At 42.4% G+C, this 26623-nt stretch carries 16 protein-coding genes; 14 read left to right on the top strand and 2 right to left on the bottom strand.

Annotated elements, in window-relative coordinates:
* Nucleotides 1-25 precede the first annotated feature (25 nt).
* Nucleotides 26-1366, bottom strand: a complete 1341-nt coding sequence (locus tag PSYCG_RS08350) for an MFS transporter (protein WP_020443786.1) — start codon at nucleotides 1364-1366, stop codon at nucleotides 26-28.
* A gap of 465 nt (nucleotides 1367-1831) precedes the next feature.
* Here PSYCG_RS08350 and PSYCG_RS08345 point away from each other — a divergent pair, with 465 nt between their 5' ends.
* Nucleotides 1832-5203, top strand: a complete 3372-nt coding sequence (locus PSYCG_RS08345) for an autotransporter assembly complex protein TamA (RefSeq protein ID WP_144061768.1) — start codon at nucleotides 1832-1834, stop codon at nucleotides 5201-5203.
* 77 nt (nucleotides 5204-5280) lie between these two features.
* Entirely contained in the window at nucleotides 5281-10275 is a 4995-nt protein-coding gene (locus tag PSYCG_RS08340) for a translocation/assembly module TamB domain-containing protein (RefSeq protein ID WP_020443784.1), read from the top strand.
* A gap of 169 nt (nucleotides 10276-10444) precedes the next feature.
* Here the strand turns inward: PSYCG_RS08340 and hemP are convergent, their stop codons facing one another.
* Nucleotides 10445-10609 carry a hemin uptake protein HemP gene (hemP, locus tag PSYCG_RS13240; RefSeq protein WP_020443783.1) on the bottom strand — a complete coding sequence of 55 codons (165 nt, stop codon included), beginning with the start codon at nucleotides 10607-10609 and terminating at the stop codon, nucleotides 10445-10447.
* Nucleotides 10610-10823: 214 nt separating this feature from the next.
* On the opposite strand from hemP, the gene PSYCG_RS08335 reads away from it, so the two are divergent.
* The 12 genes from PSYCG_RS08335 to tadA all read left to right on the top strand — a co-directional run bounded on the left by PSYCG_RS08335 (nucleotide 10824) and on the right by tadA (nucleotide 26529).
* The gene (locus PSYCG_RS08335; protein WP_020443782.1) at nucleotides 10824-11906 is read left to right on the top strand and encodes an NUDIX domain-containing protein; all 1083 of its coding nucleotides are present in this window, start codon (nucleotides 10824-10826) and stop codon (nucleotides 11904-11906) included.
* A gap of 497 nt (nucleotides 11907-12403) precedes the next feature.
* Complete coding sequence (locus PSYCG_RS08330; protein ID WP_020443781.1) at nucleotides 12404-13510, top strand: lipocalin family protein; 1107 nt, start codon at nucleotides 12404-12406, stop codon at nucleotides 13508-13510.
* Between the two features lie 345 nt (nucleotides 13511-13855).
* Nucleotides 13856-15301, top strand: a complete 1446-nt coding sequence (locus PSYCG_RS08325; RefSeq protein WP_041772277.1) for a glyceraldehyde-3-phosphate dehydrogenase — start codon at nucleotides 13856-13858, stop codon at nucleotides 15299-15301.
* A 280-nt stretch (nucleotides 15302-15581) separates the two neighbouring features.
* The gene (gene cgtA, locus PSYCG_RS08320; protein WP_020443779.1) at nucleotides 15582-16799 is read left to right on the top strand and encodes an Obg family GTPase CgtA; all 1218 of its coding nucleotides are present in this window, start codon (nucleotides 15582-15584) and stop codon (nucleotides 16797-16799) included.
* A gap of 71 nt (nucleotides 16800-16870) precedes the next feature.
* Complete coding sequence (proB, locus tag PSYCG_RS08315; protein ID WP_011514007.1) at nucleotides 16871-18043, top strand: glutamate 5-kinase; 1173 nt, start codon at nucleotides 16871-16873, stop codon at nucleotides 18041-18043.
* A 127-nt stretch (nucleotides 18044-18170) separates the two neighbouring features.
* Nucleotides 18171-19307: a uroporphyrinogen decarboxylase gene (hemE, locus tag PSYCG_RS08310; RefSeq protein ID WP_011514006.1), complete on the top strand. Its 1137-nt coding sequence runs from the start codon at nucleotides 18171-18173 to the stop codon at nucleotides 19305-19307.
* Between the two features lie 92 nt (nucleotides 19308-19399).
* Nucleotides 19400-20467 (top strand): N-acetyl-gamma-glutamyl-phosphate reductase, encoded by a 1068-nt coding sequence (gene argC, locus PSYCG_RS08305; protein WP_020443778.1) that lies wholly within the window; start codon nucleotides 19400-19402, stop codon nucleotides 20465-20467.
* Nucleotides 20468-20570: 103 nt separating this feature from the next.
* Nucleotides 20571-21455: a hypothetical protein gene (locus PSYCG_RS08300; protein WP_020443777.1), complete on the top strand. Its 885-nt coding sequence runs from the start codon at nucleotides 20571-20573 to the stop codon at nucleotides 21453-21455.
* A 127-nt stretch (nucleotides 21456-21582) separates the two neighbouring features.
* Nucleotides 21583-21990 carry an ATP-dependent Clp protease adaptor ClpS gene (locus tag PSYCG_RS08295; protein ID WP_011514003.1) on the top strand — a complete coding sequence of 136 codons (408 nt, stop codon included), beginning with the start codon at nucleotides 21583-21585 and terminating at the stop codon, nucleotides 21988-21990.
* A gap of 532 nt (nucleotides 21991-22522) precedes the next feature.
* Nucleotides 22523-25060, top strand: coding sequence for an ATP-dependent Clp protease ATP-binding subunit ClpA (gene clpA / locus PSYCG_RS08290; protein ID WP_020443775.1), 2538 nt, complete (start codon nucleotides 22523-22525; stop codon nucleotides 25058-25060).
* A 137-nt stretch (nucleotides 25061-25197) separates the two neighbouring features.
* Nucleotides 25198-25935, top strand: coding sequence for a uracil-DNA glycosylase (locus PSYCG_RS08285; protein WP_020443774.1), 738 nt, complete (start codon nucleotides 25198-25200; stop codon nucleotides 25933-25935).
* The gene (tadA, locus tag PSYCG_RS08280; RefSeq protein WP_020443773.1) at nucleotides 25936-26529 is read left to right on the top strand and encodes a tRNA adenosine(34) deaminase TadA; all 594 of its coding nucleotides are present in this window, start codon (nucleotides 25936-25938) and stop codon (nucleotides 26527-26529) included.
* Nucleotides 26530-26623: the final 94 nt, after the last annotated feature.

Below are 26623 nucleotides of genomic sequence, written 5' to 3'. Positions count from 1 at the left end.
CTGTTGATTCAAATTATCAAACCCTTTAATCATGTCTGTTTAGCTGATCATCATGAGTTTGTATGATGGCATGCTTAATATGTTTATTCAGCTTGGTATATAAAAATACCCCAAAGGCAATATTAAGTAAGCCTGTAACAAGGAATAACTGCGGTAGTGACATGCCTAAGCTATTTAATACCACGATAGAAAAAATCGCTGAGCCAACCATAAATATGGCATTAAATATGTTATTGGCACCAACGATGCGTGCACGATGGCTTTTAGGTGCATACGCCTGCATAGATGCATATAAAGGGACAATATATAAGCCGCCACTAAAACCCAAAAAGAATAAATCGACAAAGACGCGCCAGCTACCAGGGATAGCAAATAATCCGCTCACTCCGATTAACGTCTCAGTATTCCCATCAATCGACAATCCTGATAGCGAAAAATACAAGTCGATAGCAAAGATACTCAAACCAGCGATACCAAAGGGTAGTAAACGTAAGCTGACCTGATTCTTGGTAAGCCTTTTGCATAATAATGAGCCGATAGAGACCCCAACTGAAAATAAAGTCAGCAGGAAAATTACCACTGATTCATCGCCATGAAGAATGACTTTGCTGAATTCAGGTGTTTGGGTCAAAAAAGTTGCGCCATAAAACCAAAACCAGCTGTTGCCCAAGATAACGAAGAACAAAAACCGTAAGGAATATAAATAACGTACCGTTGAGACACTGGTGGTAAAGATATTCCAATTAATCTTTAAATCAGGCTGCATCGCTGGCATGGTGGGTATAGATCGGGCGGCGAAATAACCTAATATCGCAACGACTAATACGGTCAGACTAATCCAATACAGCGGCTGTGGCACTTGGGTTAAGACGCCAGCGATAATCATACCAAGTAATATCGCTAATGACGTACCCATTTGAAACAGACCATTGGCACCGACCAATTCATTTTCTTGCATCGCTTGTGGCAAGTAGGCATATTTGATAGGCCCAAAAAAGGTAGATTGTGTGCCCATTAAAAACAACGCGACAAATAAGAGTGCATACCACTCAAATACAAAACCCACTGCCGCAATCACCATAATGGATAGCTCAAGCAGCTTAGTTAAGCGGGTCAATTTAGACTTTTCAAACTTGTCAGCGATTTGCCCTGCCAGCGCCGAAAATAGAAAATACGGCAAAATAAATAACATGGCCGCCAAGTTATTTAAAATACTAACCTCAACGCCAAGCTGGCTCGCCGCCGTGTAGGTCAGAACTAATATCAGCGCTTGCTTAAAAATATTGTCATTAAACGCTCCCAAAAATTGGGTAAAAAACATGGCGCTAAAACGGCGACGCTTAAATAACTGAAACTGATTGGCCATGAAAATTCCTGCAAATGGGTCAAGACAAGTAAAAGTGAAGCAAGACGGAGAAGATAGTCATTAATACTAGGGTAATTATCAACGCTATCAAAAACTTAACTAAATATGGCATAGGTTTTATCAATGTTAAGCCGTATAATAGCAAGGCTTTGGCAAAAATACATACGTCCAATGCTATGATTTCATAATTAACTAAGTTATGATTTGTAAATTTTAGCCGACTAAATCCTAATAAAGTGGCCAATAGCAAAGGTTTACCGATGCTTAAATGGTCTGATGTAAGTAATTTTTTATATACTAATTACATAGTAATGCTTCAATCGTAGGCTAAATCGTCAAACAAAAAGTAAAGCTGCAAGTTAAAAAATTGTTTTAGCTCATTATAATTGTTGTCATCACTGTATTTACCGCCAAGACTTAGCAGTCGTCAGCGTCAGCAACCTTGCACTGCGTGAGGGAATAGGAATGAATATGAAACATCAGCCTTCAACGCCAGTGCATAACGTACCTGTTAAGTTGCCTGACCTCTTAGGTTGCCAAAATAGCTCAATCAAATCTAGTGCTACTATTAGTGCTAACGACACTCCGCGTCTTTATTTTACCCGCACAGCGCTTTTTAGTGCATTGACCACCAGCTTGGTCGGTTTTGGCTGTAGTCTTGCCCCTGCAGCTTTTGCCGCTACTACTGATTCAAATAATAGCGCTATAAGCAGCCAGATAACAGCAAAAACTGCTACAGCAGCGTCACCAAAAACCCCCAAAGCGGCGATTTTTGATGATGACCGTCAGCTGGATATGGCGTTAGATGCGCTGCGCCTAAAAAAAGCAGTCGAGCAAGGTATTATTGAGCAATCTGTATTGGATGACTATAGTGAGCAAACGCTAGGTATTAAGAATCCAAACGCGAAAAATTCAGCTGGCAAGACTAACAGTAATGTTACTCCAGAAAATGCCAATAGCTTTACTAATGATTTCGATGATGCGCAAAATTTTGATACAAATCAAGATTTAGAGCAGCAAGCAGCAGCGATACAGCAGCAGGGCTATCAGATGATGACGCCTGAAGAGATTGATCGTGAGCTTGCGGCGATGGACAGACAAAACGCGCAAGATATCGATAGGATCGGCACTAGTAATATTGGCACTAGTAATAATAGGGGTTTTGATGCGCCTGTCGCCACTTTAGACGATCGTACGCCGCCGATTGGGTTGGATGTGGAATTAGACGCGACCAATCTGCCGATACCCAGTAATTTAGATACATTAGGCATCAATGAAAGCATTGCTGAGCGAGCAGAGATCATGGCGCGTCCTATTACGGTTAGCGATGCTGTCAGCAGTGGTAATGCCAGTGAAGTGATGGATAACGATATTTTAGCCAACGTCAATCAATCAAAGAATACAGAAAACTCGATCAATCCTGATGACTATTTGCCAGATTATCAAAACGATACCGAAGCCGTTAGCGAAAGTATCGAGCAAGCCAAAACGCCGAGTCCAATGGCGCACAACAAAGGCAATATTGTCAAGCGTCTCTATAATCGATTGTTTAATTCAGGCTCACTGGCGCTACCACATGTAGATACTACGATTTACTTACAACAAGTCGCAGCTAACAATAGCAATGCTGTCAATACCAAGCCGATACTAGTCAAAGCTGATGACGATGTGCAGCCTATTAAGAATATTAAGGCGGCGCTTGATGATACCACTGTGCAGTCTGTCGTTGACTTTACAGCAGCTTTACCGCGTTTACGCCAAACCGCATTAGATGCCGCAAAAGCAGTTGGTTACTATGATGTGACTTTGCGTCTAAGCCAGCCTTATACAGACACGATCGACGTCGTCATTGAAAAGCTGGGTGAGCCCGTACGTGTCGATAGCCGGATTGTCGACATTCGCGGTGCAGGCAGTGAGCAAAAAGAATTTGTTGAGCTTGAAAAAGATCTGCCACCAAAAGAAGGCGATATCTTTAACCACCGCGTCTATAAAGACAGTAAATCTGCCCTTGAGTCGCTCAGTAATACTTACGGTTACTTTGATCAATATTGGTTAAATAAATCCGTCGATATTATCTTGCCTGATAACACAGCAGATGTTTCACTAGTTTACAATACTGGCGATCGCTATGAGTTTGATGAAGTGGTATTTTTTACTTATGATAGAGAATCAGGGACACTGACCCGTGATCCTGCAAAACTGCCCGTTGAATTGTCACTGTTAAGGCAGTTATTCGACTTTAAAGAAGGCGATCCTTTTTATCGTCCCGCTGTCACGAAATTCAGTAATGATTTATCGGCGACCCGTTATTTTAATACCATCAACGTTGAGTCGATTTTGCCGCCAGATGAGCGCACACAAAGTGCTACTTTGGCCTTTGATAACTCACCAAATGTGGATAATTTTATTGAAACAATGGATGACGAATTAAACAATGCTTCCGATGTTAATGCGCGCCAAATAGAAGGTGTTAGTAATGACGGCGAGCTTTATGCCAATAGCGGAGAGAAAGTAAATGCGGCTGACATTGCTGCTATCGAATTTGAAGCCGATGAAGAGACGCTTGAGAAGCTCCAGGCGATTAAGCAAAAAGCAGAACGCTTAAGCCGTCTGCCAAATGATCGGGTATTGGATGAAAAAGACCAAGATTCAAACAGTATTTTGGGTAAAATTAGTGATGCTATCAGCGACATTGCACAAAAGATATTCCCGGATGAGAAAAGTATATTGGCGGATGAGAACTTCGTACCACCAACATTGGCAGGGCGTAAAACACCACAAGAAGTGTTAGAGAGTAAGAAAGTACCGCTATACGTGTTTGTGGCGGCAAATAAACCGCGTGATGCTCAGGTGGGTATTGGTTATGGTACCGATACGGGTGTCCGCGCAACCGCGAAAATAGATTATAATCTGCTCAATCGTAAAGGCTATCAAGCAGGGCTTGAGACAGAAGTCTCAAGAATTACTAAAAATGTCGGTGTCTATGCTAGCAGGCCTTGGAAACATCCTTTGAATGATAAGCTTGAAGCAAGTTTGACTTATGAGGAAGAGGCGATTAATCAAGGTGAAGGCAATTTTGATTTGTCTACCAAAACCCTAAAAGGGTCGCTAGCACGTAATATCCGCCGTGAAACGGGTTGGAACCGCAGCTACTCTCTGCGCTACCGTTTAGATGAGTTAGAAACGGGTATTGATGATGAAGCGCAGTTAAACGATCTTCCTATTCGCTTTACGTCTTCAAAGCCTAAACAGCAAGCATTATTACTTGGTTATGGCATCAGTAAGACAGATGTAGATAGTGTGACCAATCCCACTAGCGGTATCCGCCAATACTATTCGATTGAAGCGGGTGCTGATAAAGCGCTTAGCGATACCAATCTAGCAATTGCTCGCGCTGGCGTCAGCGGTATTTATAGCTTTGGTGCTGATGACAAGCATCAAGTGCTTGGCAGTATCAATACTGGTTATATTTGGGCAGATGACTTTGATGAGGTGCCTTATAAGCTGCGCTTCTTTGCTGGTGGTGACCAAAGTATCCGTGGTTATGACTATGAAAGCTTATCGCCACTAGATAAAGGTTATCTGACCGGTGGACAAATCCTCGCGGTTGGTAGTGCAGAATATAACTATGAGTTTAAACCCGGCTTTCGCGGTGCTGTTTTTACTGACATTGGTAATGCTTATGACAAAGATTTTGAGACAGATACCAAAGTTGGTGTCGGCGTTGGTATCCGCTGGGCGTCACCTGTTGGCGTGGTGCGCGTCGATGTTGCAGCTGGTGTGACAGAAGAGAGTATTCCAGTGAGATTGCATCTGTTTATTGGCTCTCCTTTATAAAAGTATATAAACAAAACTGTTGTCTTTTTATTATTCTAGCGATTGCTGGTAATCATTCTTTAACGTAGTTGAGTGTCATGTCGACCAAAAATACCCTGCCTAATAAGCCATTAGATGAAGATCCAGCACAACGAGATGCCCGCGCCGTAAGACGTTGGTATCCGTTGTCTTTTGTGCTCAAATTGCTGGTACTGATTCTTATCGTGCTAGCGATTATGTTTGCTATCTTCTTATATGCGGCGGGTACTGAGTCAGGCACTAAGTTTATCTTAGAGAAAATCAGTGCAGAAACCGGTATTGAGTTCAAATACGGTAGCGGCAATCTGCGCGAAGGTCTATGGCTCAATGATATCGATATTGTTGCCAATAAAGATCTTGAGATATTGGTAGATAAAGCTTACGTTAAAATAGGCTGGCGCGCCGTCTTTGCCAAAGAAGTACATTTGCGTGATGCGGATATACAAACCATTGAAATTATCAATAAAAAACCACCAACAGGTGAGGCATTCGATTATAGAACCTTAAGCTTACCGGTTAATCTACGTTTTGATTATGCAAAAGTAAAAACCATCATTTATAAGAAAGTAACTCGTGACCCCATTGTTGTGCATGATATTGAAGCCCGCGATTTGACGTGGGTTGGCAGTATGGTGACGGTTGGTCGCGGTAGTTTGCAATATGGCGATATTGTTAAAGTCAGTGCTTTAGAGGGTCATGCCGATTTGCAAGGCGACTATCCTTTAGATTTGAGTGCTATTGTAGAGGTCAGTGCTTTAGAAAAAGCCTATATTGATCCCTTGAATATCACCGCAACAGGCACTTTAAAGCGCACCGTTGGCAAGGTTAGTAGCCGCTACAATGATAGTGCGGTTAGTGGCGACTTTGTAGTGCAGGGATTGGATCCTGATGCACCGTTTCAAGCAAAACTTGAATGGGATGACATTCTGGTTCCTTATGCGGACAGTCAAAACATTCACTTAAAGAGTGGCATCGCGACCGCATCAGGTGTGATCTCAGAGATACGCCTACGTATAAACACTGAATTGACCGCTAAAGACATTCCTTCAGGACATTACCAAGGACGCGCCATTCTTGCCAATCGTCAGCTACGTGTTGATCGCCTAGATGCAGATGTGGCCGCTGGCAACTTGATATTGCAAGGTATCTTGGATTGGAACAGTAGTTTTGATGCAAAGATAAGAGCGAGCAGCAGTAATTTTGATGTACGTCGCGTCATTCCTAAACAATATGCGGACTTTAAAGTATATGCTCCGCAAAAGTTAAACGGTCGATTATCCGTTCATTATCAGCATAAAAATACTGCTGGTAATATGGAAATGGATGCTGCATTACGTCAGCGTGACGGCGAGCAAGTCAATGCCAATATTGTCCGTGGAAAAACCTCAGCCAAATCTAAACAAGTTGCCCCTTTGTATATTGATGCAAAATGGCAGAACCTTGTGCGTAAAAATATCCCTAATATCGGCAACATCAATAGCCCTAGTGGGCAAGCAAAGGTGATTGTTCGCGGCTCAAATCTTTCTGTCGATGGCAAAGCCATTATTAATGAGCTGAATGCAGCGCCTAAAGGTAACTACGATGTCAGGCTTCGTAAGGCTGGCAATATCATTGATATCAACCGCCTAAACTATAAAGGGGTGGTGGGCGATTTGTCAGGCACAGGTCAGATTCAATTAGCCACTAAAAAACGTCCGCTTACTTGGCAGATTGATGCACGTACTAATGGCTTATTGCCCAAGCAATACCGCAGTGATATACCGCTTGAGCGCCTAACTGGACGTATCAGTGCCCGCGGACGATTGCTGAATATCACTAAAAACCGTGTCAAAGGTCAGCGGCATATTATTAGTTTCAATAATACCGCTTTGCAGGCGCAGTTGGATGCCACGCAAAAAGGTCGTGCTATCGGCATTACTGGCGGCGGCGATGCCAGTGTTGATATTATCGGCGGTAAGCTATCGGTCTTTGATGCGCGTTTTGATGGTCAAATTGACACGGCTGATGTACCAAAAGGTCGTTTATCAATCGATGCCGCTGGTACGCCAAATCTGATCAGTGTTCGCAAGTTAAATTATAATGGCGAAGCAGGTGCGGTCAAAGCCAAGGGTGTCATCGACCTAAGAAAGAATATCGGCTGGACGCTAGATGGGCGCTTTGATAAGTTTAATTTGGGTTATTTCTTACCCAATAATGCCGCCATTATTACTGGTGATTTAAAAACCACTGGCGAGTGGCAAAGTCCGCCAAAGAATAATCCTAAGGCAAAAGGCGTACTGAAAAACTTCGTCGTAAACTTTGATGGTGTCTTAGACGCTGAGCAATTGCCAGCAGGTAAACTGACTATTGATGCCAGTGGTAATGCACAGCTCATTCGCATCAAGCGTTTCCGACATGTGGGCGCAGCAGGCAGTATTGATGCTAAAGGCACCGTTGATGTGCGCCAAGGTCTTGCTTGGGATATTGATGCAGTCATGGATCGTTTTAGTTTGGGTTATTTCTTCAAAGACATACCGAGTACGATTACCGGCACTATTGATACCAGTGGACGTTGGGGTGATACCCAACAGACGATTAATATCAAGCAAGTGAATTTGAATGGGATGCTAAAGGGTCAACCACTTAGCGCCAAAGGCAGCTTGACAGCCAAACTACATCTACCAAAAGACTTGGCAAGCTATTTTCAACGTTTGCAGAAGCAAGATGCGCAGGCACAATATAAGCAAGTGAACGCTTTGATCGAAAGCTTAAATGCCAATAATTTAGTACTGCGTTGGGGTAATAATTACATCACCGCCAATGGTAATGCCAAACAGCTACAAGCCAAAATCAATATCACAAGCCTTGATCAGCTCTCAGACAAGCTTGGTGGTAAAGTCTCTGGCGGTGCTACCTTGTCACAGCCAGCAGGACAAGCATTGCCGACTATCTATGTTGATTTGATTGGTGAGCGTATTACGCTACCAGGCTTTATATTACGTCAAGGTCGCATACGCGGTAAACTGGTTAACTTGGCAAACAGTCCAAGCCAGTTTATTATCACTGCTGAAGGCTTAGAAGCGGCGGGGCAAAATTTTAAAAACTTTAATGCAACCTTTAATGGTACTGAACAAGCTCACATAGTTGATTTTGATCTGCTTAATGAGAAGCTCAGTATCTCAGCAAGGCTTAAGGGTGGCTTTAATCGAGATAAGCTCATCTGGTCAGGTGTTATTGGCAAGGGTCAAGTTAAGTCCAAATATGCAACCTTAAACCAATTGCAGCCAGCGCAGCTGATTGTTAATTTGCCTAAGAAGCAAGGTAGAAATAGCACAGAGCTAAAAGTACAGCTGGCGGCACATTGTTGGCAGGCGACTGATCAAACAGGAAAGCTCTGCTTACGTGAAAACCTCATTGCTTCAGCTGCTGGTGGTCAAGTTGATTTGGCGATACAAAAACTAGATACCTCGCTATTTTCAGCATTTTTACCGAAAGATATCGATTGGCATGGCAAGATTAACGGCAAAGCGATTGTTGGCTGGCAACGTGGTCGTCCACCGACGATTAATACCACGCTGTATTCTGACAACGGTAAAATTGGCTTGATTCAAGATGGTGATAGCTTGCCTGTCACCTTACCTTACAAGCGCATCTCGCTCATTGCGGTGTCTGTACCAAATGGTCTAAAAATACGCTCAGATATCAATACGGGTGATGGTGCTCGTGGTTATGCAGAAGTGATCGTCGATCCATATAAGACGCCCAAACCTATATCAGGTGCGTTGGTGCTCAATGAGCTTAATTTGGCTATTTTTAAACCTTTCTTCCCTGGTATGCGCGTGCTCGAAGGCAACATCACTATGGCAGGCGGTTTGGGCGGCACACTGGATAAGCCACAGTTTTATGGCGATGTGAAATTGGCCAATGGTCGCATGGCGATGCTTGATTTGCCGGTCAATTTGACCAAAGTGAATGCCACTGCCAAAATCCGTGGTACTCAAGCAACGATTGATGGTAAGTTCAATAGTGGTACAGGGAAAGGGACGGTTGCTGGCACTGTCAATTGGCAGCAAAAGCTACAGGCTAAGCTGAGTATAGATGGTAAAGGTTTGATATTGACCCAGCCGCCATTATTGGTGGCGAGTGTTGATCCTGATATCGATATTATCGTGCGTCCTTCCGATCGGTACGTCAATATAACTGGGGCAGTTAGTGTGCCATCAGCGACCATTCGTCCGCCAGAGGCCAGTGAAGACATCATTACTCAGACCGAAGACGCTGTCGTACTTGATCGTCGTCTTATCGGCAATATTGATGAAGTTTTAGCTATCTCAAAACCTTGGTCAATCAATGCTGATATCGGTATCGATTTGGGTAATGACATCAACTTCCGTGGTTTTGGTGCCGTGATTCCTCTAGCAGGTGCCATTCATGTCACGCAAAGCGGTACAGGCATCATGCGTGCAAAAGGGGTGGTACAGGTCTCACGTCGTACCAATATTAATGCTTTTGGTCAAAACCTAGAGCTTAACTATGGTCAAGTGCGCTTCAACGGCGATGTGATGAAACCGAGTTTAAGTATCGAAGCGGTCAAAAATATCAGTGGTAAAACAGTCGGTGTCCGTGTCAAAGGTAATACTGAAAGCCCTAATATCATCGTTTTCAATAATGCCGGGCTTACGCAGCAGCAAGCGATGAATGCCTTGGTCACGGGTCGTATTAATAATCAGAGTGCTACTCAAATCAGTGAGCAAGGCTTTAAATCTCAAGTCACCAATAACTTAGCGGCCGCTGGGCTGAGCTTTGGGCTGAGCGGTACACGTAATTTGACCAATCAAATCGGTCAAGCGTTTGGCTTCCAAAGCTTAACGGTTGATGCTTCGGGCAGCAGTGAAGATACCAATGTCAATGTCACCGGTTATGTGACCCCTGACTTATATATCCGCTATGGTGTGGGCGTTTTCAATGCGCAGAACAGCTTGTCGATACGTTACCAGTTGACCCGCCGTATCTATGTAGAGGCAACGTCAGCAGCAGAAAATGCCGTGGATGTGGTTTATAGTTGGCAGTTCTAAAGATTGTACTTAGATATCTACCCTCATATTTGCTGTGACTTTAATAGATGGGCAGCTGGGCAGATTAGTTGACCGGAAGTGACGGCTTATAAAGTAATCTATCATCACTATTTGATCAAATAAAAAAACGCCTTTATAAAAAGGCGTTTTTTATGAGCATTAAGAGAATTTATTTGGTTAAAATTAATCGATTATTACGTGTTAAGCGAAGGCGATATTCTTCGCCTTCATGTTCAATACGTACCTCCTTAGTCAAAGCAAACAAGTGCTGTGATTGCAAAGTAGGCAGACGGTTTTCACGGAAGTTCAAATGACGAGAGATAACAAGACTCATGGTAAATTCCTTTTGATAGCAAAATAGCAAATATTCAAAACATTAAATACTAATAGAATATAATTTATTAACGATAATAATTATCATTTAGATTGAATGATTTTGCAAGCAAATTTATAAAATAAATAACAGCGATTATGTAAACTTATCTAACCGTTTTTTTTCATTCAAACAATTTTAGCCATCAATCTCAGTAGCATTAAAGGAAAATAGGATGACAGTTGAACAAAGTAACTCTATAAAAGACACTTCAATAACGACAGTCAATGTAGCGGTTGCCGTTATTCATTATAAGGATCAATATTTACTAGGATTTAGGGCGGCTTCTCAACACCAAGGGAACCGCTATGAGTTTGTAGGCGGAAAGATAGACGCTCATGAAACAGCAAAACAAGCACTGATACGAGAAGTTGCCGAAGAGACAGGCATCAGTATAGCTAATAATACGGCAGTTAAACTCGGTCGATTGCATCATGATTATGGTGATAAGCAGGTCTGCTTACAGGTCTACCGTATTGAAGTGACTACACAACAATATGCGCAATATAAAAACCTAAGCTATGGTTTAGAAGGTCAAAAGCTGACATGGGTAGAAGAGGCAGAGCTGCTGGCAGGGCATTATGATTTACCCGCTGCCAATAAGACAATCCTTGCGTGGTTACGATTACCAATGCAGATAACAGTTACTTATCCATTATCGCATTTTGATGCTGCCTCTAATCCTATGGCAGCATGGTTACAGTATCATCATGAGCATATAACGGCTGGGGCTTGGGTTTATATGCGGACAAAAGCAGCAGGGACAGAAAACAGTATCAAGCAGCTATTACAACTACGTCCTGATATTCAAGCGATTACTCCTGACCACTTAGATATGGACAAAGCAGACAATGTAGAAGCAAATAATCAAATAATAGCAAGTCATTTAACACAGATACAGCTTATGCAATGGTCAAGCGGAGTAGCTAAGGAGCCCATGTCGTACTCTGCCTTGTCTACAAGCTTGCCATTAATCGTTAGTTGTCATGATGTAGATAGCATCAATGCTGCCAATCAACTGGCGTATATTCGATTACAGCAGCAGTTGCCACCCGTTATCGGTATTTTCTTGGCACCTGTTGAGTGTACCCAAACCCATCCTGATACACCGGCATTAGGATGGGAGGCATGGTCAAATTTAGCAAAATTAGCGGATATGCCAGTTATCGGCTTAGGTGGACTATCACCTATGATGTATAAACAAGCCGTGCTACATGGAGGCGTTGCTGTTGCTGGAATTCGCCAGTTTTTAAAATAGTTTTTGGTATTATTGTTACCCGCATTTTTATAATAATTTTGGGCATCAAGCTGCCATTTAAACACCGCTAAAACCAGAGTATGATAGGGCAAATAAAAAAATCTCAGAGGAAAAATAGCACTAGATAAGTAATTGATTTGGATATTCTTTACCGGTTAATAAAAATGTAACTTCGCATATCTTATAAACAGAATTACTTACAAACCGTTGCGTTTTCCTACATTGCCACACTGTTTTGATTAGGGATTTGCCATTACTATGAATCATTAATTATCGAAGGGCGCTAAATCAAGCTTTTATAGACTTATTAATTGTTAAGACTTTTTATGACTACAATGTTAAAAGTAATAGCCAATTTAACTTCCATTCATTTTTTGTTGCAAGGCCAGTGGGTGAAAATCGTTTTGTGCCTCTCTTATAAATAACAATGGTATGAATAAATGCCTATAAGTAGATAGATCGCTCCTAATAATCACTGTTAATAAAATGGTATCCCTATGAAAACCAATAAGTTACCGAAGTCAGTATGGTCTGATTCTGAGGCAGCTGGTTCTCAATCGCCGCATACTGACCAGCCACCTAAGTATCAGATGAATAAAGATCAGGCAACACCAGCAGGTAATATTGACCGTGCCAGTAATGACGCCAGCTATAATAATGTAGGTTTTGGTGAAGAATATTTAGAAACTCTGGCACAAGATATGTCACAACAGACCAGCTTTTTTGATTATAAATGTGTCAAAAAAACTCATGTAAGTGTACTTAACTCTAATTTAATTGATAACAGCACCTTTAACGCCAGTACAGCTGAAGTTGATTGTATTAAGACAAGTATCTTCAAAGAATTTGAGCAATCCATAGTCGAGCCACCTCACATCATATCTCCTAAAAACGCAGCAAGCGTTGCAGAGATACCAGAGCGTATATTTATGAATGGTCTTATTAAGCATACTGGAATAGCCTTAGCTATTATTATACCGTTAGCAGCATTTTCTGCTTATGCAGCGACACCGTCTATGACTCAAGCGGTTGCTAGCAAGCACATGACCAATGTAACGGCAGAGGTGCTCACGGTTAAACCTAGCAGTATTATTCATAAATCTGCTAGTACACCGACTACGGTAGATAGTGTTGATCTCAATAAATATGCTGGTACTTGGTATGAGATCGGTCGTTTGCCGATGTATTTTCAGCGCAACTGTGCCAGCGATGTGACGGCTAACTATGTTGAGAAAACTGATGGTTCAGGTATCAAAGTTATCAATCAGTGTAAGGCTGAAGATGGCTCGAACATTATTGCTGAAGGCTTAGCAAAACCTGCTGATGCGACAGGAAGCAAACTAAAAGTTACCTTTTTGCCATCGTGGATTCGTTGGTTACCGGTAGGGCGAGCTGACTATTGGGTATTGGCACGTGATCCAGATTATAAAACTGCTCTGGTTGGCACACCTGATAAAAAGTATTTATGGCTGCTGGCTCGTTCGCCAAACGTAAGCCAAGAAACTTATGCCAAATACCGTCAAATTGCCCAGCAACAGGGTTATGATTTGAAAGAATTTAAATTAACGTCGCAGAGTGAGCAGACGGTGGATTTGATTCCATAAAAGTCTGATAATGGTTTATATTGCCTTTATTTATCATGGCTCTTGTATTCATCATTGTTTAAGTGGATTTATAATAAGGCAGCATAATATGCTGCCTTTATCGTAATAACCCGTTTTATTATGCTAAATCGGTAGTCATCAAATAGCTTGTGACTCATACAAATTTGTTATCACTAGCAAAATAAGGCGTTTTAAGCTAAAATCTAGCTTATCTACAGACTCCTATGATAATAATCGATGACAGCAGTCGTCTGTTAGCATATCTGAGTGAGTACATAGACTGTATATACCTTATTCAATAATATTTCTTCCTATTTTACTGATTCCCCAATACTGACCATAAGGATGTTTCTCGTGAGTAACGCTGATACCTTACGCCAATTACATCAAGACCATTTGAGCAACTATAACACCCAGGAGCAACAAGCGATTGAGCTCATGGGGCTATTGAACAAGCTCTACAATGAGCAAGATGTGCAAGTGACTTTATTCGGTGATACGCTAGATAGCAATTCTGTGGGTCAAATATTGGCGCTGCATCAAAAAGTTGCTTTGCGTGATCAAGGTGCTCATGCGATTGATATCGCTGATACTTTAGCGATGGTTAAAGTGTTAGCAGAGAATAAAAATCTGCCAGCTGTCCGTATTGATGTTGGTCAGCTAATCGCTAATGACAGTGATATCCAATCGGCATTACAGTCTGTTGATAATACTAAAGCGGCTATCAATGGCGCAGCAGATGTGGTGCTATATGGTTTTGGTCGTATCGGTCGTATCCTAACTCGTTTATTGTTATCGCAAGCCTCAAGTGCCAAGGGCATGCAGCTAAAAGCCATCGTAGTACGTCCCGCAGCAGCAGGCGACTTGGCTAAGCGTGCGTCATTGCTAGAGCGCGATTCGATTCACGGTAGTTTTGCAGGCGGCGTGATTGTTGATGATGAAAACAATGGTTTGATCATTAATGGTCGCTTTGTGCAAATTATCTATGCCAAAGACCCAAGCGAGATTGATTATACGGCTTATGGTATTAACGATGCATTGGTCATTGATAATACGGGTATCTGGAAAGATGAAGCTGGTCTTGGTAAGCATTTACAATCGACTGGTGTGAAAAAAGTGCTATTAACGGCACCTGCTGGCGGTGAGATTAAAAACGTTGTATATGGCGTTAATAATAATACGGTCGGCGATGATACTATCGTTAGTGCGGCGAGCTGTACGACCAACGCTATTACCCCAACGTTAAAAGTATTAAATGATGAATATGGTATCGAAAATGGGCATGTTGAAACCATTCATTCGTTTACCAATGATCAAAATTTGATTGATAATTATCATAAAGCGGATCGCCGTGGTCGTAGTGCGGTATTGAACATGGTTATCACCAGTACCGGTGCAGCAAAGGCAGTTGGGAAAGCGTTACCAGAGCTGAGCGGTAAATTAACGGGCAATGCCATCCGTGTGCCGACACCAAACGTTAGCTTAGCGATTTTGAATTTAAATCTTAAAACTGCGCCAGCTAGTGCTGATGCGTTAAATGAGTTTATGCGCAAAATCTCAAATAGCAGCCAGTGGCAGACACAAATTGCTTATACGGATTCTACAGAAGCGGTATCGACGGATTTTGTCGGTGATACACATGTAGGTATTGTTGATGCCCAAGCGACTATTTTGACCGATAATCATGCTATCGTTTATATCTGGTATGACAACGAAGTGGGTTATAGCACGCAAGTATTACGTTTGGCAACGCAAATGGCAGGTATCAGTTATGCGCAGATTCCAGCTTAATACGTTTGTATAGCAGCAATGACTCGGTCATAATGCTTTGATTCAAAGAGCAGAGCGATGGTCATTAGTTATATAAACAAACGGATATGGTTTTAGCGGTAATATCTACAGCACCCGATAGTCCGATTGGTTATCGGGTGTTATTGTCATAAATAAAGCAATGATATAGAGCAATATTGACGAAAGTCTGCCATTTTTTTAAAAGATAACTATAGGCAAAAGAAGCAGTCTATGACTGTCATTAAGCTTATAAACTAGAGTGTAAATAAAGGAAAGTAAGATGCGATTTATTGATGAAGCCGTCGTAACGGTAAAAGCAGGTGACGGTGGTAACGGAATCGCCAGTTTTCGCCGAGAAAAATATGTCCCGCGCGGTGGTCCTGATGGTGGTGATGGTGGCAAGGGCGGCGATGTTTATGTCATTGCAGAGGATAATACCAACACCCTAGTTGACTATCGTTATACCCGTCGTCATGACGCTATGCGTGCTGAGAACGGTCATAGTAGAAACTGTTCAGGCAAAGGCTCTGATGATCTTTTCTTACCAGTGCCTATTGGTACGACGGTCGTTGATACCGAGACAGATGAAGTGTTGGGTGATTTGATTGAAATTGGTCAGACTTTACTGATTGCCAAAGGCGGCGATGGTGGTTTGGGTAATACCCATTTCAAAAGCTCTACCAACCAAGCGCCGCGTAAAGCGACGTCAGGTTTTGAAGGTGAGCTAAAAGTTCTTAAGTTTGAGCTAAAAGTAGTGGCTGATGTTGGCTTAATTGGTTTACCTAACGCAGGAAAATCGACCTTTATCCGCCAAGTCTCTGCTGCTAGACCAAAAGTAGCTGACTATCCATTTACCACGCTGGTTCCTAATCTGGGTGTGGTTGATATTGGTCGTCATCGCTCTTTTGTTATGGCCGATATTCCAGGCTTGATCGAAGGTGCCTCAGAAGGTGCTGGACTTGGTATTCGCTTTTTAAAGCATGTCGCTCGTACGCGTCGTCTGTTACACTTGGTTGATATCAAGCCTATCGATGGCAGCGACCCGGTCGAAAACGCTCGCGTTATCTTAAATGAGCTTGAGCGTTTTTCACCTGAACTGGCCAATTTGCCACAGATTTTGGTATTAAACAAAATCGATCAAGTGCCTGAAGAAGAGTTAAATGAGCTTTGTACCCATATTGTGGCAGAGCTTGGCTGGACAGGTATCGTTTTCCGTACCGCCACCTTAACAGGTGAGGGTGTCGATGCTATCAAGTACCACTTGATGAATGAGATCGAGCGTGAACGCGAACGTGAAATCGAAGATCCTATCTTTGCTGATGCACAAAAAGCGCGATTTGAGCGTCTAGAGGCAGAAGTTCGTCTAAACACTGAAGCCCAGCGTGAAGCGTATCGTGCTGCTCGTAAAGCGGTGCGTGAAGGTACGGATTTGTCGGATGACGATTTTGATGATAGCGATGACGATGATGATGGCGTCGAAGTAGTTTACGCTCCTTAATCTGATTGGTCTTTGCACATATTTTTTAGATGTATCCCCATGATTAATTTACCATAGCAACAGGAGTTTATATGGCAGTTGGCATAGAGAACACGATAGAAGAAGCAAGGTTTGTTGAGCAAGCTCGTAACTTTGATATTCAGCGCGTTATTGTCAAGATTGGCTCATCGTTATTAACCAATAATGGTCGAGGGCTCGATCGAACTGCCATTTACGAATGGGCAAAGCAGATCGCGCAACTCCATAAGCAAGGCGTAGAGGTACTGCTCGTATCTTCAGGTGCTGTCGCTGAAGGGGTGGTGCGTATGAATCTTGAGGAGCGTCCTAAAAAACTGGCGGCATTACAAGCCTGTGCATCTGTCGGACAGATGGGTTTGATTGAAACCTGGTGGTCAGCATTGATTCAATATGGTATTCAAAGCTCACAGTTGCTGCTAACGCATGATGATTTGTCTAACCGTAGTCGCTATCTTAATACTACTGGCGCGCTTACGCAGCTACTAGAATGGCGTGTGCTGCCGGTCATTAATGAAAATGATACCATTACTATTGATGAGATTAAGTTTGGTGATAACGATACTCTAGGAGCGATGGCAGCGGCGATGGTCAATGCCGACTTGTACATTATCTTAACTGATCAAGAAGGTGTCTTTACTGACAATCCACGCAACAACCCTCATGCCAGAATGATCCGTCAAGAGCGTGCGATGGCTGATTATTTATTTGATATTGCAGGTGATGGTGGAAAGTTGGGTCGTGGTGGTATGTTAACCAAAATTCGTGCTGGTCGTCTTGCTGCTATGGGTGGCTGTCCGACGGTGATTGTGAGTGGCGCTATTGATGATGTGATTACCCGAGTGGTATCAGGCGAAGCAGTTGGTACCTTATTGACCACCAATGATCAAGACAAAATTATTGCTCGCAAACAATGGCTTGCCGCCCATTTGCGTATGTCGGGCTCTTTAATTGTTGATGCAGGTGCAGCAAAAGCGGTGGTCGAACATCAGAAAAGCTTGTTGCCAGTTGGCGTGTCTGAAGTTCGTGGAGATTTTGATGAAGGCGATGTGGTCGAAATCGTCCATCAGGATACTGGTGAGCGTATCGCCGTTGGTCAAGTCAACTTTTCTTCTCGCGATGCCTGCCGCGTTGCTCGTGAGCGTACTGAGCAGTTCGATCGTATCCTTGGTAACAATGAAGAACGTGTCGTCATGGTACACCGTGATAACTTAGCATTGACGATGTAAAAAGATTAATATCTATAGAGCTATAAATATCTTGATAATAAGCGCTTTGCTATTCTTTCCTTTAACGTAATTTATCCAGTGTTATATGCGCTTTGGTGACATATAGTGCTGTTTTGGAGATTTGTACATGAGTGCTTCAGACAATAATAATTCGCTTGAGCAAAAATTTGCGCCTTTGAAAAATGATAGATTGCTACGAGCACTTCGTTTTGAGCCGATCGATACCACACCTGTCTGGATGATGCGTCAAGCTGGTCGTTATTTACCAGAATATAAAGCGACCCGTGCTGAAGCAGGTGATTTTATGAGCCTGTGTAAAGATACCGCGCGTGCGACAGAAGTCACCTTACAGCCATTACGTCGTTATGATTTAGACGCGGCTATTTTGTTCAGTGATATATTGACCATTCCTGATGCCATGGGATTGGGTCTCTATTTCGAAGCGGGTGAAGGTCCTAAGTTTAAACATCCTATTCGCCAGCAAGCTGATTTGGATAGATTGCCTGTGCTCGATGTTAATGATTCTCTTGACTATGTCATGCGTGCGGTAACCAGTATTCGTACTGCGCTCAATGGGCAAGTGCCGTTATTTGGCTTTTCTGGTAGTCCTTGGACATTAGCCACTTATATGATTGAAGGTGGTAGCTCAAAAGATTATCGCTATACCAAAGGCTTTTTGTATAGCAATCCTGATTTTTTACATCAATTGTTAGATAAGTTAGCAACGTCAGTGATTGATTACCTCGATGCCCAAGTCGTGGCAGGCGCACAGATACTACAGATATTTGATAGTTGGGGCGGCGCGCTGGGTCATCGTCAATTCATTGATTTCTCACATGCTTATAATAAGCGTATTGTCGCTGAGCTAAAGGTACGTCATCCTGAAATACCGGTAGTATTATTTACTAAAGGTGGTGGGCTATGGCTTGATATTCAAGCGGATAGTGAGGCGGATGCATTGGGTTTAGACTGGACGATGCCGATTGATCGTGCCCGTCAAGTTTTGACCGAAAGTCAGCGTCAGTTAACCAAGCACCATAAAAAACTACAAAGTAGCAAAGCCATTCAGGGTAATTTAGACCCAGCAACTTTGTACGGCTCTCCAGCAACTATCCGTGCTGAAGTCAATGCGATGCTCGATAGTGCTTATGCTAACGGTGAAAAGACCGGTTATGTGGCAAACCTAGGTCATGGTATTACCCAGTGGGTTAATCCTGACAATGCCAAAGTGTTCATCGATGCAGTACATGATTATAAAATTTAAAAAGTACGATTTGAGATATATTCTTAGTTATTTGACTGAGTTTATATCTGATATTTATTAAGTAATAGTAAAGTAGCAGAAAAGGATATCTTATGATTTCAGCAGCGATTGTCGGTGGCACAGGTTATACAGGTATTGAGTTGATACGTCTATTATCTGCCCATCCTGAAGTGTCTATTGATTTGTTAACCTCGCGTAGTGAAGCGGGCACTCGCGCTGATGAGATATTCCCAAGTTTACGCGGTATCTCAGATATTGTGTTTAGTGATCTAGGGGACGAGACGCTAGCGACGTTGCAAAAATGTGATGTGGTATTTTTTGCCACGCCGCATGGCGTTGCAATGAAGCAAGCAGAGGCTTTGACTCAAGCTGGGGTAAAAGTCATTGATTTGGCGGCAGATTTTCGTTTGCAGTCATTGAGCGAATTTGAGCACTGGTATCAACAACCACACGCTTGTCCTGAGTTATTAAAAGCTGCCGTCTACGGCTTGCCTGAAGTCAATCGCGCCAAAATTGCTGAGGCATTGGTGGTTGGTAACCCTGGTTGCTATCCGACTACGGCTATCTTAGGTTTAAAGCCGATAATTGACGCGCAAAATAAGCAATCTAAACAGTTGATTGAATCACGCATTGTTATCGATGCCAAATCTGGTGTTTCTGGCGCTGGTCGCCAAGCCAGTCTTGCACTGAATTATGCAGAAAGCACAGACAATTTTAAGGCATATAGCGTTGAAGGTCATCGCCATTTGCCAGAGATTGAGCAAGGTGTTGCCCAGTTACTAGACAGTCACTTTAACCATCGTATTCGTTTTTTGCCGCATCTGGTACCGATGATACGCGGTATGTTGAGCTCTATTCATATGGAGCTGACCGATGCAGGTGCTTTAGTGGATTGGCAACAAGTATTTGAGCAAAGCTATGCATCAGAACAATTTATAGATGTTATGCCAAAAGGTCTGTATCCCGATACCCGTAGTGTACGTGCTAGCAATCGATTGCGTATTGCTGTTCACCAAGACAATGAGCGTGCCGAATTAACTGTCATTGTCGTACAAGACAATTTAGTCAAAGGGGCAGCTGGGCAAGCAGTGCAAAACATGAATGTCATGTTTGGACTGGATGAGTCTCTTGGTTTAAATTTTGCGCCCATCGTTCCTTAACAGATGTTTAGTTGTGATTAAATTATCCTCATTTATGATACTAGGTATTGATTATAAATTCCGCTATAATAACTTGCCTTTCCTGTTAAGAGATACTGCCTAAATGCGTTTTAAGAGTGTACTACGCTTTTGCTCACCGCCAGCACGCCCATCGTGCCAAGACTCTGTTTCGTATCAATTGGAGCGTAGCTTACATTGTTCATTTCTGAATACTGAAACTCAGCGTAGTGTTGTGAAGCATTACAGGATTGCTCGCTCGCAGCAGGGCGCTTCCACATTGGTGTTAGCGTTATTTGTGATTGCGATATTGGTGACAGCAATTGTCGCATTAGTATTTGGTCACAAACTTGGTTATCAACGTGGCTATTATTCAATGCAAAATGAAACCCAGCAAGCAGTCATTACCAGCAAAGAGTCGCTCCAAGAGCTAAAAGATTTACGCGTCAGTCATAAAATAGCGACCAATGAAGTTGCTACTTCTAAACAAGAGCTAGAAATAAGTTTGGCAAACTTAAAAGAGTTACGCGAAAACCAGCAAGCCATCATGGTTGAAAATAGACAGGTAGCGCAGCTCAATGACCTCTATGCTGAGATTGTGAGTGAGAAGGGCGGCATGCCTTTACAGATACTAGGTGCAAAGATTGAACCCTTACCTGAAAATGCCTTTGAATATGGTTTCGATATAGGTATGCTCGCAAGTGATGGTAAAGCCAGACGTTTAAATCCAACGCTGACTTTGCTTGATGATGATGATTTTGTAGAAGTGCCATTAGAGCCCGTCAGCTACACGATTGAAGGCGTGACGCGTATACGTGGTCGCTTTACAATGCCAGCGGGTTTCAAGCCATTGCAAATCAAGCTAAATCTAAAAGCCGCTGGTCAAGAAGTCGAGCAGCTGTATGATTGGAAGCTTGGTGCTAAAGTTGACAATATGCCATTATCACTGTTAGATTTGCCAGACGTCGATGAAAGTCCTATTGTGCCTTAAGTCTTATTGAGCATTAGTTGTCGTAGCTGCTAGCCAGATATCTAGTGCTACCCCTTATTTTTAACGATTTTATAGTCTCTTAAAGATAACCATTCATTAAACCTACTGATTCATCTGTATTCCAATTATGATAAAACAAACGATAGCAAGAGCGACGCCAATCACATCAGATTGGCACTTTCCACATATACCCATGCGTCTTGCGCAAGTGGGTGAGCCTGAAGGTGAAACAGCCCCACAGGCTGATGTATTGGTGGCAGAGCCGGAAGTCGCCAAGCCGCCTATGTATGCTGTGGTGATGTATAATGATAATTACACGCCGATGGAATTTGTCGTCTATATTTTACAATCTGAATTTCGTCATAGTATGGATTCGGCCGTTGAGATTATGTTGACGATTCATAATAGCAGCAAAGGTATTGCTGGTATTTATCCTAAAGACATTGCTGAGACCAAGGCCAAAAAAGTTAACAGTCTGGCACATCGTGAAGGCTATCCATTATTGACCCAAATCGAACCGCATCAAGGCGAGTAAAGCCTTACTCTAATTTTTGATGACGCTCATTTATCTTCAACTCACTATGTTCTAACTATATATCTTTAATATTTTCCATAAAATATATTCTTTTAGTGTTTTTAGAGCAAGTTTATTTAAGCACAAACTTGCTCTGCACTTCTCTTTTTTAAACTAGCTTAGACTTTCTTATATAATCACTTTTCTCATTACTGCCTGTATTTATTCTCTTTTTACATTATTCAAATTCTTGAATTGTCTGTAGCTTTAGTACATGCGCTCTATTATTGTTGAATAAATATTATCATTGAAAAATGGTCTAGGGACACTTCGATACATTTTAGTATGTGTTAATAGATTGACTATATCTGAGTATCATGTTGAGATAAAGAAAAGTGAGGATCATAGCCAAGCCATAGAAGCCATTATTTAACAGCGTCATTTAATAATACTCATATTGCCCTTGAACAATCCATCTACCGCCCTGATTTACTTACTAACTCATTCATAAAGCTATCAATTATAAAGATAGGTATAACCGTAGGAAGTCGTTATGTTAAGTCGTCATCTTGAAGTTTCTTTGCGTTTAGCAATGACACTTGCGCGCCAAAAATCGCATGAGTATCTCACTGTTGAACATCTTTTACTGGCACTCTTAGAAAATACGCACGCTGCCAACACATTGACGGCCTGTAATGCAAATGTCTCAGCACTACGTACTGAGCTTGAGGCTTATATTAATAAGCATACTCCAACGGTCGATCCTGATACTGAGCAATCCCCGCAGCCGACCCAAAGCTTCGATCGTATTCTACAACGGGCAATTTTTCATGTGCAGTCTATTGGTGGCGGTCGTTTGGTTGAAGGGTCGGATATTCTGGTGTCGATGTTTTCAGAACATGATACTTATGCGGTTTATTTGCTCAAAAAACAGGGCATCAGTCGTCTTGAGCTGACTCAGTATCTATCACACGGTCAAGATAAAGATGAGCCATCTGAGCCGCGTGCTTCTATGACGGGAGAGCGCCGTAGTAGTGCCTCAGAAAAAACCAGTAAAGATCCATTGGTTGAGTTTGCGACCAATTTAAATCAGCGTGCTGCTGAAGGTAAAACAGATCCATTGATTGGGCGAGGTCCTGAGATTGAACGCGCCGCGCAAGTTTTGTGTCGCCGCCGCAAAAATAATCCACTATTGGTCGGTGAACCGGGTGTTGGTAAAACCTCTATTGCTGAAGGGTTGGCGTGGTTGATTATCAATGATAAAGCCCCGAAACCACTCAATGGTTGCGTAATTTATAGTCTTGATATTGGCTCATTGATCGCAGGCACTAAATATCGCGGCGATTTTGAAAAACGTATGAAATCGCTATTAGATGCATTGAAGAAAAAACCCAATGCTATCTTGTTTATTGATGAGATTCATATGATTATTGGCGCTGGCTCATCAATGAGCAGTAATATGGATGTGTCTAACCTGATTAAGCCAGCACTTGCCAATGGTGAACTGCGTTGTATCGGTTCAACCACTTTTACTGAATACCGTCAAGTGTTTGAAAAAGACCATGCCTTATCGCGTCGCTTCCAAAAGATCGACGTGAAAGAGCCAAGTGTTGATGATACGATTGATATTTTGCGTGGTCTTAAACCGCGGTACGAAGAGTTCCATAATGTTGTCTATACTGATGAAGCACTGGTTACTGCCGTTCAATTATCAGCGAAACATATCCATGAGCGTTTTTTGCCAGATAAGGCCATTGATGTTATTGATGAGGCTGGCGCTTATAAGCGTTTAGGGGTCGTGGCTGATGCAGACGATATAGAAGCGGAAGAAAGTTTCATTGCTGATATAGAGCAAGAGTTTGATGCACAGATTGAGGCTGATATTGACGGTCTCGACAGTGATACTTATAGTGATAACGAAATGCAGGATGAGGCAGATGTTGCGAAAGCCAATGATCGTGCAAAATCGTCTGTTGATAAGAAAGCAAAAGGGAAGCGCGCTCCGATAAAAATTGATGTAGCAGATATCGAAGCGATTGTTGCCAAGCTTGCACGTATTCCGCCCAAGTCAGTATCTAGTGATGATAAGAGTATTCTTCAGCATCTAGATCGTGATCTTAAGCATCTGGTATTTGGGCAAGATGAAGCGATTGCGACTCTAGCAGATGCGATTAAGCTGTCTCGTGCTGGTCTGAAAGCACCAGATAAGCCAATCGGCTCATTTATGTTTGCTGGTCCGACAGGGGTTGGTAAAACGGAAGTTTCTCGTCAATTGGCAAATCTGTTGGGTGTTGAGCTGGTGCGCTTTGATATGTCAGAGTACATGGAAGCACATACTGCCTCACGTTTGATTGGTGCGCCTCCAGGTTATGTGGGTTATGATCAAGGTGGTCTATTGACTGAGAAAATCAATCAGCATCCGCATTGTGTGTTATTGTTTGATGAGATCGAAAAAGCGCATCCGGATGTCTTCAACTTGTTATTACAAGTGATGGATCACGGTACATTGACGGATAATAATGGTCGGGTTGCTATCTTTAAGCAGGTCATTGTTATCATGACGACCAACGTCGGTGCTGAGAGTATCAGTCGATCTTCTATGGGCTTTACCCAGCAAGATCATAGCCGTGACAATACAGAGTCACTCAAGCGTGTGTTTACTCCGGAATTCCGTAACCGTCTTGATGCTATTATCCAGTTTAATCCGCTTGATACCTCAGTCGTTGTATCCGTGGTTGATAAATTCTTGGTTGAGTTACAGGTACAACTTGACGATAAGCAAGTTACTTTAGAGATTGATGATGAGGTACGTGATTATCTGGCAGCTAAAGGCTATGATCGCTTAATGGGCGCACGTCCAATGCAGCGCCTGATTCAAGACGAAATCAAAAAGCCTCTGGCAAACATGATTCTATTTGGTGATTTGGTGAATGGCGGGGTTGTACATTTAACCTTGGAGCCAGAGGCATCAGATGGTGATACTGTGAAGCTTGATAAGTCGTCAGATAAAGGGTCAGCGGATAGCCGTATTATATTGACTGTTGTTGAGACTCATGAGCCACGTCCAGACTCCGAATCATTAGCCAGTTAGGTTATTTTTCGCACCATGATAAAAACGGTTACTGCGGTAACCGTTTTTTTATTGCTAATATATATGACAACGCAACCCTAATATTTTGTTAATATCAACCTTAACGCATCCTGATAACAAATAAAAAAGGATTCATCATGGAATTATTTGACGTACAACCCACAAAAACAGTCGCGCAAAAGCAAGCGATTCTCGACAATGTACGCTTGCCAGAAGATTGGAAGCAGGCGTTGTCAGAAGAATTAACTTCTGACAATATGGATAGCTTGCGAGCTTTTTTAAAAGAAGCCTATCAGTCAGAGGATGGTATTTATCCCCCAGCACAGCTGATATTTAATGCGTTTAATTTGACACCTTTATCACAGGTGAAAGTTGTTATCTTAGGACAAGATCCTTATCATCGTCCTGGACAGGCAATGGGGCTGTCCTTTTCTGTCCCTAAAGTTATCCCAAAGCCACCGTCACTTAACAATTTATTGAAAGAGATGGCGGACGATATTGGCATCAAACCTTCAGCACATGGTGATTTAACGTATTGGGCACAGCAAGGCGTATTATTGTTAAATAGCTCTTTGACAGTAAGAGAAGGCGAACCAAACAGTCATCAAAATCAAGGCTGGGAGAAGTTCACTGATGCGGTTATTGATGTTATTAATGAGCAGACTGAACATACTGTGTTTATTTTATGGGGCAGTAAAGCTCAGAAAAAAGGCAAGTATATCAATACTGATAAACATCTGATTTTGACGGCAGTACACCCATCACCACTTGCTGCTAACCGTGGTGGTTTTTTTGGTTCTAAGCCGTTTTCAAAAACCAATGATTATCTGGTGCAATATGGTCAAACGCCTATCGACTGGCAATTACCACAGTAAATGAAAAATTTTCTAAACACTAATTTATTGCCTTGCCAGCTAATACATAGTCCATTTACTAATGGTAATCCGCTGATAGGTGAGCAGATTAAAACAGCTCTATTTTGGTCAGTTGAGGATATCAAGTGGATGAAAGAAGCACTAAAACTTGCCAAGCAAGGCGCTGAGAGAGAAGAGGTGCCAGTAGGAGCTCTGTTGGTACATAACCAGCAAATTATTGGTCAGGGGTTTAATGAGCCGATTGGACGCTGTGATGCGACGGCTCATGCTGAAATCGTAGCGTTAAGAGATGCTTGTACACGCTTAAAGAATTATCGCTTGCCCCTAAAGACGACCTTATATGTGACTTTAGAACCCTGTACCATGTGCATGGGTGCGATGATTCATGCACGTGTAGATAGGCTAGTATATGCAGCGCATGAGCCGAGAGCAGGGATGCTTGGTAGTCAAATGAACTTGGCTGAACAGCCTTTTTATAATCATCGTATGCAAGTCGATGCAGGCTTGTGCCGTGAGCACAGCAGCCAGATGCTCAAAGATTTTTTTCGGCAGCGTAGAAAAGTGGCAAAAGCCAATCGCAAGATAAGTGATTAACAAGATATGATTCTTGCTGCTAGTGATAGGTCGCTTTGTTTGCTATAATATCGCCCTATTTACTTGTTAATAGAGTGATTTTCTTATAATGCTT

It is taken from the genome of Psychrobacter sp. G, assembly GCF_000418305.1.
Classification (GTDB): Bacteria; Pseudomonadota; Gammaproteobacteria; order Pseudomonadales; family Moraxellaceae; genus Psychrobacter; species Psychrobacter cryohalolentis.
The sequence above is the reverse complement of the archived record's forward strand: the minus strand, read 5'-3'. Positions and strand labels throughout refer to the sequence as shown.

What these genes read in the sequence shown, in the direction of transcription:
- PSYCG_RS08295 (WP_011514003.1), top strand. Translation starts at nt 21,583, where the DNA reads ATGATAAAACAAACGATAGCAAGAGCGACGCCAATCACATCAGATTGG.
- PSYCG_RS08350 (WP_020443786.1), bottom strand. Translation starts at nt 1,366, where the DNA reads ATGGCCAATCAGTTTCAGTTATTTAAGCGTCGCCGTTTTAGCGCCATG.
- PSYCG_RS08330 (WP_020443781.1), top strand. Translation starts at nt 12,404, where the DNA reads ATGAAAACCAATAAGTTACCGAAGTCAGTATGGTCTGATTCTGAGGCA.
- tadA (WP_020443773.1), top strand. Translation starts at nt 25,936, where the DNA reads ATGAAAAATTTTCTAAACACTAATTTATTGCCTTGCCAGCTAATACAT.
- cgtA (WP_020443779.1), top strand. Translation starts at nt 15,582, where the DNA reads ATGCGATTTATTGATGAAGCCGTCGTAACGGTAAAAGCAGGTGACGGT.
- PSYCG_RS08300 (WP_020443777.1), top strand. Translation starts at nt 20,571, where the DNA reads ATGCGTTTTAAGAGTGTACTACGCTTTTGCTCACCGCCAGCACGCCCA.
- hemP (WP_020443783.1), bottom strand. Translation starts at nt 10,609, where the DNA reads ATGAGTCTTGTTATCTCTCGTCATTTGAACTTCCGTGAAAACCGTCTG.
- PSYCG_RS08340 (WP_020443784.1), top strand. Translation starts at nt 5,281, where the DNA reads ATGTCGACCAAAAATACCCTGCCTAATAAGCCATTAGATGAAGATCCA.
- argC (WP_020443778.1), top strand. Translation starts at nt 19,400, where the DNA reads ATGATTTCAGCAGCGATTGTCGGTGGCACAGGTTATACAGGTATTGAG.
- PSYCG_RS08285 (WP_020443774.1), top strand. Translation starts at nt 25,198, where the DNA reads ATGGAATTATTTGACGTACAACCCACAAAAACAGTCGCGCAAAAGCAA.
- PSYCG_RS08335 (WP_020443782.1), top strand. Translation starts at nt 10,824, where the DNA reads ATGACAGTTGAACAAAGTAACTCTATAAAAGACACTTCAATAACGACA.
- PSYCG_RS08345 (WP_144061768.1), top strand. Translation starts at nt 1,832, where the DNA reads ATGAATATGAAACATCAGCCTTCAACGCCAGTGCATAACGTACCTGTT.
- hemE (WP_011514006.1), top strand. Translation starts at nt 18,171, where the DNA reads ATGAGTGCTTCAGACAATAATAATTCGCTTGAGCAAAAATTTGCGCCT.
- proB (WP_011514007.1), top strand. Translation starts at nt 16,871, where the DNA reads ATGGCAGTTGGCATAGAGAACACGATAGAAGAAGCAAGGTTTGTTGAG.
- PSYCG_RS08325 (WP_041772277.1), top strand. Translation starts at nt 13,856, where the DNA reads ATGTTTCTCGTGAGTAACGCTGATACCTTACGCCAATTACATCAAGAC.
- clpA (WP_020443775.1), top strand. Translation starts at nt 22,523, where the DNA reads ATGTTAAGTCGTCATCTTGAAGTTTCTTTGCGTTTAGCAATGACACTT.